Here is an 11,637-nt window from a genome sequence, read left to right on the forward strand (position 1 = left end):
TCCGTTACTGTGCTTGGCGAAGGCAGTTGCGCTTACTCGACAGAGAAGGAAAAGCCTTCAGCATGAACATCCGTCAACATGAAACGTCTTCCTCAAGGCACCCTGTGTTCCTTAACGACTTAAATCAGCATAGCGTCAGATCCAGCGGAATGGAGGCAGCCTTCACCGCCTGTCGCATCAAGTTTCCATGAAGGTTTGCAACCAGCGCGGGAGTCGAATAGACAATTTCAACCGAAGGATGTAGAAGTTTTGTCCTATCCTCGTCTGAAGGACATACGGTTCTAGGGGCGAGCTGCCTGACGGCAGGACACCGGCGCGTCGGCGGCGGCTATTGCCGCATCGCGTTCACCGCCGCTAGCGTTTGCTGGCGAAACTATAGGAGCTGGGTCATGAAAGCTGTTGTCTATCGTGGACCTCAACAAGTGGCAGTTGAAGACGTGCCAGAGCCTAAGATCGAGCGTCCCACCGACGCCATCGTCAAAATCACAAGCACCAACATCTGTGGCTCTGATCTTCACATGTACGAGGGCCGGACCGACTTCGAACAGGGCCGAATATTTGGTCACGAGAACCTGGGCGTGGTGCTGGAAGTGGGAGCGGCGGTTGAGCGCCTCAAGCCTGGAGACTGGGTCTGTCTTCCGTTCAATATCAGTTGCGGACACTGCAAGAACTGTGAGCGTGGACTTACCGCCTTTTGTCTGAGTGCAAACCAACCCGGCATTGCCGGCGGTGCTTTTGGCTTTGCGGACATGGGGCCGTGGCAAGGTGGACAGGCCGAGTATCTGCGAGTGCCTTGGGCGGACTTCATGGCCTTGAAGCTTCCGCCGGACGCGCAGGAGAAGCAAGTTGACTATGTGATGTGTGCGGACATCTTCCCGACCGGCTGGCACGCAACTGAACTAGCCGGGATGCGGCCCGGCGACGCTGTGGTCATCTATGGCTCGGGACCTGTTGGGCTGATGGCGGCCCATTCGGCAATGATCAAGGGCGCCTGCAGCGTGATGGTGGTCGACTGCCATCCCGACCGATTGAAACTAGCCGAATCGATCGGCGCAATTGCGATCGACTACTCGAAAGACGACCCGGTGCAGCGGGTGATGGACCTGACGCACGGAATGGGCGCAGACGTGGGATGCGAATGCGTCGGCTACCAGTGCCATGATCCCGCGCCAAAGCGCAAGGAGCGACCCAATCTCACCATGAACAATCTGGTCTCGTCGGTGAAGTTCACCGGTGGGATTGGCGTCGTGGGCGTGTTCGTGCCGGAAGACCCACACGCACAGGACGAACTAGAGAAAAAGGGGAAGATTGCGTTCGACTGGGGCAAGTGCTGGTTCAAGGGTCAGCACATCGCCACCGGTCAATGCAACGTTAAGGCCTACAACCGCCAGTTGCGGGACCTGATTTACGCGGGTCGCGCAAAACCTTCGTTTATTGTTTCGCACGAGCTGGGGCTGGACGAAGCACCTGAGGCCTATGCCAACTTTGACGTGCGCAACCACGGCTGGACCAAGGTGGTCCTTCACCCTAATACGTAACAGAGCAGCCAGCGGGACACGACACATTCCGTCCATAAGGTCGGCGATATGTTCGACTGGTAATTGAATTGCTTCGAGGTGCGCGCATTACCTTGACACTTCCACCTGTGCTCATCACGGCAACGGGCGGAGGCGGCAAGCGAGGCTCAGTCATGCGAATAGCTCAGGTTTCGACACTTTACGAAAGCGTCCCACCAAAGGCGTATGGAGGCACCGAGCGGGTCGTCTCGTATCTGACGGAGGAACTTGTCCAGCTTGGGCATGACGTCACGCTTTTCGCTAGCGCAGACTCGACCACCCGCGCGCGTCTGATCGCCTCTTGCCCGTGCGCACTGCGTCTCATTGAAGATACGACCGATCGGCAAGCTTGGCACTTCGCAATGTTGGAACAGGTGGTGCGCCAATCGCCCGATTTCGACTTGATTCACTATCATGTCGACTATTTACACTTCCCATTTTCCCGCCGTCTGGCTTGCCCTCACCTCACCACCTTGCACGGGCGGCTGGACACGCCTGGTCTCGAGCAGCTTTACCAGGAGTTTGCGGACATTCCGGTGATGTCGATCTCCGACGCACAACGTTGGCCCTTGCCTTGGTTGAACTGGCAGGCCACCGTCTACCACGGGCTGCCCCGCGATCTATACACATTCCGCGATCAGCCGGGCGACTATCTGGCCTTTCTTGGCCGGATTGCGACGGAAAAACGTCCCGACCGGGCAGTCGAGATCGCGCGCCGCGCCAACGTACCACTCGTCATTGCAGCCAAGGTCGATCGCGCTGATCAAGCCTATTTCGAGCAATCGATAAGAGAGCTGTTTTGCAGCCCACTGGTGAGTTTCCAAGGCGAGGTCACCGAGCTGGGAAAGGACGATTTCCTAGGTCATGCGCGCGCGTTGCTATTTCCTATCGACTGGCCTGAGCCATTTGGGCTAGTGATGGTCGAGGCGCTTGCCTGTGGCACGCCTGTCATCGCCTTCCGAAATGGCTCCGTTACCGAAATCATCGACGACGGAATAACCGGATTCATTGTTGACACCATCGAAGAGGCCGTCGATGCCGTGGGCCGCATAGCGCAGTTGAACCGTCGGCTCTGCCGTCAGGCCTTCGAAGAGCGCTTCACCGCAACGCGAATGGTGCGCAGGTATCTGGAGATTTATGAGAATGTCCTTGCAAGCCAACCTATATGACCCAGGAAGGTCCCCTCGCGCGCAATAAGCGGCCGTTTGCGGCTGACGGCGAACATACCGAGCGGACCGGTCATTCGATTACGAACTATGATGTTTTTGCGCTTTGAAATAACCCAAAGGGCTCGACCGGTCGACTCGATCACGACCTACACTTAGTTATACGAATATTGTTGAGATGTCATTCCATGTGCATTAACGCGGACTTTCGAGCCCTGTGAGCATCTCGAACGGCGCAAACATCACGAACACTTGCTTGCGCCGCATCGCATCGACTAATCCGCGTAACATGCCACCGGCCAACGAGGATTGATTATGACAAACGGCAACTTTGCTTCGAAACAAGGTGAACCATCGCAGAGCGGGCGCAGCTTGTCGGCCGCCTCGACCAGTGGGTCGTCGCAAGGCCTTGGCTGGTTTCCTTTGACGCTGGGCGCTGCCTCGATCGTGGTCGGGCTCGGCGGTCGGAACAAGGGCGCTTTGGCGCTTGCACTTACGGCGTTGGCGGGCGTGGCCGCGGTGCGCAGCGGCCACCTCGACCTTGTGAAGGTGGGCAGCGGCAGGCCGGCCGGCGCTTCCAGCGGCGAGCCGGAAGTGGAGCGCTCGATCACGATTGGCAAGACTGCCGACGAGCTTCGCGATTGTTGGCTCGACCCGCGCACGCTTCCTAAGATCATGGCAGGTTTCGCGAGCGTGCGCCCGACTGGAGACGGCCGCATGCACTGGAGGGTACGGGGTCCGCTCGGCCGCGCCTACGAATGGGACACCGAGACGGTGGACTTGCCTGGCAAGGGCATCGGTTGGCGCTCGTCGTCCAACGCCGCCATTTTTAGCGAGGGATCGGTCCGCTTGAGCCCCGCCCCGGCCGACCGTGGCACTGAAGCCACGCTGCGCTTTCGTTTCGACCCGCCTGGTGGTGACGTCGGTGAGGCTTTACTCAATCTCCTAGGAACCACACCGCTGGATTTAATCGCTGACAGGGCACTGCGGCGTTTCAAGAGCCTGATTGAAACCGGTGAGATTCCGACCACTGGGCGCCAGCCTGCCGCTCGCCCCGACACGCGCTAAGGAGGAAAGACATGCGAGCACTCTACTGGAACGGCGTGAACGACCTGCGTGTCGGCACAGTGAACGACCCCGAGATTGTGAACCCGCACGACGCGATCCTGCGCGTGAGCCTGTCGACAACTTGCGGCTCGGACCTCCACTTCATCGATGGTTATATCCCCACCATGAAGGCTGGCGACGTGATTGGCCACGAGTTCATGGGCGTCATCGAAGAGGTTGGGCCCGCTGTGAAGCGCGTGACAAAGGGCCAGCGCGTCGTCGTTCCTTCATTCATCGTGTGCGGCCAATGCTGGTATTGCCAACATTCCCTTTACTCGTTGTGTGACAACACGCATCCCAAGCCTGAGCTCCAGGCGCCGCTGTTTGGAGGACAGAGCACCGCCGGGATCTACGGCTACACCCACGCCTTCGGGGGCTACGCGGGCGCGCACGCGCAATACGTACGCGTACCGTTTGCCGACAATGACTGCTTCACGGTTCCCGACGGGGTTGCCGACGAGACGGCCCTGTTTCTCTCGGATGCCGCGCCCACGGGCTACATGGGCGCGGATTTCTGCGCGATCAGCCCGGGCGATACGGTCGCGGTCTGGGGTTGCGGCGGCGTGGGTCTGATGGCACAACAAAGCGCGCGGCTGATGGGCGCCGAGCGAGTAATCGCGATTGACCGATTTCCAGAGCGGCTGCAGATGGCCCGCGAGCACGCCGGCTCCGAGACGATTGATTACACCAGCGTCGACAGCGTGGTGGATGCGCTTAAGGAAATGACAGGCGGGCGAGGCCCTGATTCCTGCATCGACGCAGTTGGGATGGAGGCGCATGGCGTCGGACCGCAATATGCCTATGACCGAGTCAAGCAGGCGTTGCGCCTGCAGACAGATCGCGGTCAGGCACTGCGCGAGGCAATCATGGCCTGTCGTAAAGGCGGCACACTGTCAGTGCTCGGCGTCTACGGACTGATCGACAAGTTCCCGATGGGCGCCATCATGAACAAGGGCATGACGATGCGCAGCGCTCAGCAGCACGGGCAAGCTTATATGGACCGGTTGCTTGGGCACGCACAAAAAGGAGAACTCAATCCCGCCTACCTTGCCACCCATCGCTTCTCGCTTGAAGAGGCGCCACGTGGCTACGACATGTTCAAGCATAAAACGGATGGCTGCGTGCGTGCGGTGTTCGCGCCATGAAAGCCGCGTGTACCAAACCTGAGAGGCCCTTACACGGTGACGCACCGATGCTTTTTTGCCTGGGTGCAACCGTTTGGATCTAGAGTCGTGAACCCCGACAGTTTCTTACCAAGCGACACAATTCGCCAACAAGACGTCGGTGAGTTGAAGCTTATCGACGCCTTGCCACAGATGGTTTGGACCGCGCGCCCGGATGGATCAGTCGATTACTTCAATGAACAATTCGCGGCTTTCGCCGGCACAGCACCGATAGAGGACGGCCTTTGGGTCAGCTTCGTTCATCCCGCCGACAGGGACGATGCGCGAAGACAGTGGGCACGCGCTGTCGAGACAGGCGAGCCTTCCGAGGCGATTTTCCGCGCTCGCAACGCCGCAGGCGAGTATCGGTGGATACTCGCCCGTGCGAGGCCGCTTCGAAACGCGGAAAACATCATCATCAAATGGGTCGGAACCAATACGGATATTAACGACAGAGTAGTCGCGGAGGACGCATTAAGAAACGCCAACCGTCGCAAAGATGAGTTCCTTGCGATGCTGGCCCACGAACTGCGAAATCCACTTGTGCCAATCGGTGCCAGTGCTGAAATGCTGTCGTTGGACCCGGCGGTCGACGGCCGTGTGCTCAGAGCAAGCGAGATGATCGCACGTCAAGTCAAACACGTGACAGCGCTTGTGAACGATTTGCTTGATGTCTCACGCGTGACGCACGGCCGCGTTGCGCTCGAGTGGCGCACGTTGGATATGAAGGAGGTCGTCCATGACGCTGTAGAGCAAGTCAGGCCAACCTTTGCGAAGAAACGACACCAGCTGAACATTGTCTTCGGGGCCGATCCTGCGTGTGTTTGCGGCGACTACATTCGTTTGGTGCAAGTTGTTGGCAACTTGCTTAATAACGCGGCGAAATACACACCCGAGAACGGGCTCGTCAGCGTTGAGGTCGGGAGCACCAAGGATAACGTTGTCGTCCGAGTCATGGATAATGGTGTTGGAATGGAGCCCGAACTGCTGAGACGGGCCTTCGACCTTTTTGAGCAAGGCCAGCAAACTGCTGCGCGAAGCGAAGGCGGCTTGGGCATCGGTCTAGCTTTGGTGAAGAACCTTGTGCATCAACACAGAGGAACCGTGACCGCATCAAGCGAAGGTCTGGGTCGAGGTAGCGAGTTCGTCGTCCGGTTGCCCGCTGTCGCGGCAAGATCCGTGGACAAGCGCGTCGTGGATGACGAGACGTCGCGCCAACCTAGTTTCAAGCGACAGCGAATTCTCCTTGTCGACGACAACGTGGACGTTGCCGAATCGCTAGGCGCGGTGCTCCACATTTTGGGTCACGACGTAGCGATCGAGCATGAAGGAGCCGGCGCGATAGAGCGCGCTCGCAAGGAAAGTTTTGACACCTGCATTCTCGACATCGGGCTGCCGGGCATGGACGGCTACAGTCTTGCCCGTGAGCTTCATGTACTACCCGGCACCAGAAGCGCGGTATTTGTGGCTCACACGGGTTACGGTCAAAAAGAAGACCAGAAGTTGTCAGCCGAAGCCGGCTTTACGCATCATCTCGTCAAGCCTGCGCCTATTCATGAACTTGAGAGACTCCTTGCAGAGCATAAAGCGCATTGAGTTTTCCTCGCAGCCTAGCGCAGCCACGGAGAGATGTTGCAGTCGCTTGTTCAGACGTCATTCTCCGAACCGGTGCAGGCCAATACAATTGCCGGCATCAAGCGGCCATCGATGCAAAGCAAGGTTTCTAACCCGGACACCTCTTAAACTACCCTGCGATGCCCACCCCGCAAGCGAACAACGCTCTGCGTGTTTGTGCGCACCGAAGCCGGAGCTGGCTGGACGACTAATTACACGGCTTCTTATTTTGGAGACAATCAATGGAGCGCGCTGCTACGCTTCGCTTAAGCTTAATCCGCTCGCTCACGGATGATGAAATTTTCGGCTTTAACTATCAGCTAGAGCTGAAGCGGTTTTTTAGCTTGATACGCGCTAGTGGGATCCGAATGAATGCTGTCGCACTGACAGCGGCCGGTGCGGTGATCAACAGCGGGTTTACAGGAGAATTTGTTATCCCCCTGGCTCAACCTATCGGACCGGTACTGGGACGAGCTGCATGTGCGTGGCTGCAAGGTCGCGCCGGACGAACTGTACGCTTGACCATCGGTAATCTCGAGTTCAATGTCGGCGCGCCCGATGACCTTGATGCCCTCATTCAGCGGTTCGCGACTCGCACTTCCATAGCGGGTGATGACAATACATAGGCACTCGTATTAGCGAATCTCCATCTGAAGCGACAGCGCACGCCGGCGCTTCGGTTAGTCGGTCATGCGATGGAGCCGCAAACTCCATTACGCGACGATCAAGTCACAGACGGGTAGCCGCCGGCCTTGGGCTATCGATGACTACCGTAGAATCCTGTCCCGGTTATGCGCTGTTATGGGAATAAAACTTGCCTTCCTGGGACAGGCAGAGTTTGAATCCGGAGACGTTGATATGTCGACTGGGAAACGACCAAAGCTAGTTCTTTATCCGACAAAACCAATGCCACCGACGCCTGGTTTGTCGCAGTGCGATTTCGCCATCTACGCGTCCTATCGTGGCACTCGAGCAAGTGGCTTTTACGGGACGTTGAAGGTGGTCCGCAAAACAGACGCAAAACTGCTGTTCCCGTTTGACGGCGCTTTGCCGATTGGCCCCTACGCAAGCAAGGACGACGCGATCTCGGCTGCCCAGCAGATCGGGCGCAGCATTGTCGAGGGTGATCTTACGAACCCTGAGCTCTAGCGCCGGGCGATTGACTTAACAAGCAATGGAACTTCCAATCAATCAACCTCCACTTCGCCTGACCAAGCGCGGAGTCGAATTCTCGGTGATGAGGAACAACCAGTCCATCGCCTGCGTCATGAAGATCGAAGCCTTGCAACAGTTTTTCTGGCTCGAGCCTTCGGCCGCCGACCAACGCATTTTGCGATGTTTCCTAGATGGTCGCGCTCGCATCTTTGCCGTCGCCGAACGAAAAACTCCAATTTGCAGCGACAACTCAATTCTCCTAACGGCTAAGGATTTCAGGAGACATTGAGGTCCGAGCGTCCGGTCTTGGTAACTCTTATTGACCGTAGGGCGTACGTCAATATTTGCTGTTTTTACCTTCGGTACTTTGGAGCCGGATCGAAGCCTTCGCTGCGGAGCTGCGGCAGGAAGAAGGCACTGCAGTCGGTGCATCACCGTCGACCGTCACTTATCTTGTTTGCACCGGAACAAGGCGTACGGGCTGTTGCTGGTCTTCGTTTTCCGAGATGCCGCGCAGGCCTAAGAGAAGTGAAGTTAAGGAGTCAAGGACCAGGCCTTTCTGGCAATATGCGTCGAAATCGAAATCCTTAGAGTTCTTTTTGACGAATGCTTCATCAAGCGCGGTCAAGGCAATAACGATCGCAGAGGACGTTTGATGGGAACTTCTGATGACCTTCGCCACTGCGAATCCGTCTATGTGAGGCATCGAGATGTCCAGCAGCACCACGTCCGGCTTCCATACGCATGTTGCAGCGATAGCAGCAGCGCCGCCGTACACCGCGATGACCTTCTGCTGGTCTGACGCGAGGTAGGCGGCGAGTGCATCGGCCGCATTGCTGTTGTCATCGACCACAAGCACGCGCGTTGCTCTGCTCGTGACGGACACTGTGCGCGAGGTCCAGCGACGAGCTGTAGTTGAGCGCTGAAACATAAGGTATGCTTTCTTAACCTTCGAAGTCTTATGCTAAGTGAGCTGCATGTGCGGCGGGTGGTGCGCTGACGCAATTCGGCATCTCAGCATTTGAGCGCAGCAAGTTTACTTTTACCCACAGAACAGCTCTGCACCCGACTGCAGTATATGTTGCCTGCGGGCATGTGCGAAGCGAGATGTTATCTAAAAGGAAGGGGCGACGGTTACCGGGCAAGAGGCGAGCGTAAATCAAGAGCCTGGCGAATTGTCCGAGCTAGCTCATCTGCGCTATAGGGTTTGCTAAGCAACGTGACGCCCTCGTCCAAGCGGCCCTCATGAAAAATAATGTCACGCGTGTAACCTGATGCATAGACGACGGCGGCGCGGTGTGGGGGCTGACTGGCTAGTTGCGCCAGCTCGCTGCTTCGTATTGTACCGGGCATGACGACGTCGGTGAACAGAACGTCAATACGCGAGCATCGCTGGAGTACGGCCAATGCTGAGTCACCGTCATGGGCTGAAAGCACTTTGTAGCCAAGCTGCGCGAGCATGTCTATCGCGGCCAGACGGACATCCGGGTCGTCCTCTACAACCAGAATGGTCTCTCCACCGCGAGCGTGAGGACTTGCAATCACAGCCACGTCCTCTTCTGGGGCGTCGGTCGCCGGGAAATATAGCGACACGGTCGTTCCTTTGCCCACCGTACTCTCGACATCGATGAATCCAGCGCTTTGTGAGACAAACCCAAATACCATGCTTAGCCCTAGCCCCGTGCCCTGGCCCTCGGGCTTCGTTGAAAAGAAAGGTTCGAATATGCGGGTGCGAATCGTGTCTGACATGCCGCAGCCGTTGTCTGAGACGGAGAGCTTGACGAACATACCCTTCGGCAAGGGCGGCCCAGACTTAAGCGCACGTTCGCCATCTTCGTTACTGACCTGAAGAACAATTTTTCCGACGTCTCGGATGGCGTCACGCGAGTTGATTACTAGGTTAAGTAAGGCGTTCTCAAGCTGGTTCCTGTCTACGTAGATGTTGCGCACTGGCAAATCAACGGACGTTGTGACTTCAATCGACTCAGGAAGCGCGTGCGCGGTCAACTCCAGCATCACTTCGACGAGCTTCGATGGATTGACGACTCGCGGAGCAAGCGGTTGTCTCCGAGCGAAAGCAAGCATTTGCGTCGCGAGCTTTGCGCCACGATTCACAGCATTGGTGACTACTTCTAAGCGCGACGCTACTTTACTGTCGCCGTCGAGCGTCCGATTCAACAACTGCACATTTGCCGAGATAATCTGCAACACATTGTTGAAGTCGTGGGCGATTCCGCCAGTGAGGTTTCCAATTGCCTCAAGCTTCTGCACTTGACGGAATTTCTCTTCGGCCTGCACGCGAGCAGACACCGCATCAGCGACTCTCTCTTCGAGCGTCTGCGTCAGCCGAAGCAACTTATCCTCAGCGAGCTTCCGTTCGCGTTCAGCGAGGACTTTCCCGGTGGTTTCGAACACGATACAAATAACGCCCGCCGGAGCACCGTTGTCCTCTGCCACTGGGCTGTAATGCAGGTCCATCCAAACCTCTTCTGGCACGCCACTCCGGTGCAGCGTCAGCTGTTTGTCGTTGTATGAAAGCGTGCCGCCCTTCAGGCAAGTGTCGACGACGTTGCGATTAAAATCGGCAACCTCAGGCCAGCCTTCCTCGACTGGTTTGCCAAGCAAAAACGGATGCCGGCCGCCAGCAAAAACAGAGTAGGCATCGTTATATATCATGGTTCCGGGCTCGCCCCACAGCATCACGAGTGGCAGAGGGGACGCCAGCACAAAACGCACGGCTGACTGAAGACTATTTGACCAATCTTTGATAGGACCGAGCGCAGTGTTCGTCCAATCAAATTCAGCAATGCGCGCAGAAAGCTCACCCTGCCAACCTTCACAACCATGTGACAGCACGGGCCATTTCGTCGTGGCGTTCATAGTTCGCTTTGCTCTATGCATTATAAGTGAACAGCGCTTTCGGAAGAAGCTTACGTGTTTCCAGCCCAGCGCTGCACGGTTTGGCCCCGATTTTATCAGCGACGTGGACATCTCTGATGCAGGCGGAATTGTGCCAGCTTCGTCCCGTAATCTTTCTAGGTCGCAGCGAGCGCTATCGATCGTCCAAAATGCGCTCCTAATAAATGTTACTTACGGAAACGCTACTTATTCGCATCCATATGGCATGCATCGAATCGCCAATTTAGAAGACTACATCACGAGGCCAACCGTTCTCTTGATCGACGCTGGCTACTATTCGCCGATCACACGGAGTTTGAGCCGCTGGAGCCTGACGCCCCTCAACATAGACGCGCGACTAGGTTCATACACGGCACCAATAGGCTGAGCCGCCACCAATCTACTTGTGCTGCGCGCCCTCGACGCTGTTGCGTGTCACCTCAATTATGAGACGCCAGACTTTGCGGACTAGCTGCTGCAGCGGGTGGACGGGTTCTAGCTTCGACATCCTTGTTAGGACTACGCATCAATTTCCGAGGGCATTTTGTCGAATTCACAGCCGAGCGTATCGATGTGGGTATTTAATACGGCGGCGCAAGTTGGCCAGAGATTGTGTCGACATTTTTGCGACGCAGTGAGTGTTTCCAGTCTCCCGTCCAAGGCTGTCAAAGGGGTAGCGACGCTTGAAGACGCCGCTCGACTTAAAGCATTACCGGCTGTTTCACGATACATCTGCGCGTGGGTCACTCGAAGCTCCGACTTGGCGCTAGTCGGAGGCCGCACTGAACTGTTGTCTCTACACGGTGGTCTGGATGACCGGTCCGCTCCGCTACCAGCCCTTAGGTTCGCAATTGAACGACCGGCTGCTGTGGGTCGTCATGCGCCTTCCGACCTGCAGAAAACCTCAACAGAAGTTTCGACTGACGGCCGTAAGACCGCCCAAAAGGTGGGACATATCCACAAGCCGTTGCGCAACCA

General features: G+C 57.0%; 10 protein-coding genes. 8 read left to right on the plus strand and 2 right to left on the minus strand.

Going from position 1 to position 11,637, the window contains the following annotated elements; translation table 11 throughout:
• Positions 1-389 precede the first annotated feature (389 nt).
• From NCR40_RS21935 to NCR40_RS21970, 8 genes are all read left to right on the plus strand, one after another.
• The gene (locus NCR40_RS21935; protein WP_250510658.1) at positions 390-1,538 is read left to right on the plus strand and encodes a glutathione-independent formaldehyde dehydrogenase; all 1,149 of its coding nucleotides are present in this window, start codon (positions 390-392) and stop codon (positions 1,536-1,538) included.
• A gap of 152 nt (positions 1,539-1,690) precedes the next feature.
• Positions 1,691-2,725 (plus strand): glycosyltransferase family 4 protein, encoded by a 1,035-nt coding sequence (locus NCR40_RS21940; protein WP_250510659.1) that lies wholly within the window; start codon positions 1,691-1,693, stop codon positions 2,723-2,725.
• A 312-nt stretch (positions 2,726-3,037) separates the two neighbouring features.
• A complete protein-coding gene (locus NCR40_RS21945; protein ID WP_250510660.1) occupies positions 3,038-3,790 on the plus strand; it encodes an SRPBCC family protein in 753 nt (250 codons plus the stop codon).
• Positions 3,791-3,801: 11 nt separating this feature from the next.
• Positions 3,802-4,974 carry a zinc-dependent alcohol dehydrogenase gene (locus NCR40_RS21950; RefSeq protein ID WP_250510661.1) on the plus strand — a complete coding sequence of 391 codons (1,173 nt, stop codon included), beginning with the start codon at positions 3,802-3,804 and terminating at the stop codon, positions 4,972-4,974.
• An 87-nt stretch (positions 4,975-5,061) separates the two neighbouring features.
• Complete coding sequence (locus NCR40_RS21955) at positions 5,062-6,588, plus strand: hybrid sensor histidine kinase/response regulator (RefSeq protein WP_250510662.1); 1,527 nt, start codon at positions 5,062-5,064, stop codon at positions 6,586-6,588.
• Positions 6,589-6,848: 260 nt separating this feature from the next.
• Positions 6,849-7,232: a hypothetical protein gene (locus tag NCR40_RS21960; protein ID WP_250510663.1), complete on the plus strand. Its 384-nt coding sequence runs from the start codon at positions 6,849-6,851 to the stop codon at positions 7,230-7,232.
• A gap of 280 nt (positions 7,233-7,512) precedes the next feature.
• Positions 7,513-7,755: a DUF6723 family protein gene (locus NCR40_RS21965; RefSeq protein ID WP_250510670.1), complete on the plus strand. Its 243-nt coding sequence runs from the start codon at positions 7,513-7,515 to the stop codon at positions 7,753-7,755.
• A gap of 25 nt (positions 7,756-7,780) precedes the next feature.
• Complete coding sequence (locus tag NCR40_RS21970; RefSeq protein ID WP_250510664.1) at positions 7,781-8,050, plus strand: DUF1488 family protein; 270 nt, start codon at positions 7,781-7,783, stop codon at positions 8,048-8,050.
• 159 nt (positions 8,051-8,209) lie between these two features.
• Here NCR40_RS21970 and NCR40_RS21975 read toward each other — a convergent pair whose 3' ends face one another.
• Both NCR40_RS21975 and NCR40_RS21980 read right to left on the minus strand, forming a co-directional pair.
• The gene (locus NCR40_RS21975; protein ID WP_250510665.1) at positions 8,210-8,614 is read right to left on the minus strand and encodes a response regulator; all 405 of its coding nucleotides are present in this window, start codon (positions 8,612-8,614) and stop codon (positions 8,210-8,212) included.
• Positions 8,615-8,895: 281 nt separating this feature from the next.
• A complete protein-coding gene (locus tag NCR40_RS21980) occupies positions 8,896-10,641 on the minus strand; it encodes an ATP-binding protein (RefSeq protein WP_250510666.1) in 1,746 nt (581 codons plus the stop codon).
• Positions 10,642-11,637: the final 996 nt, after the last annotated feature.

The organism is Caballeronia sp. GACF4, assembly GCF_023631025.1.
Classification (GTDB): domain Bacteria; phylum Pseudomonadota; class Gammaproteobacteria; order Burkholderiales; family Burkholderiaceae; genus Caballeronia.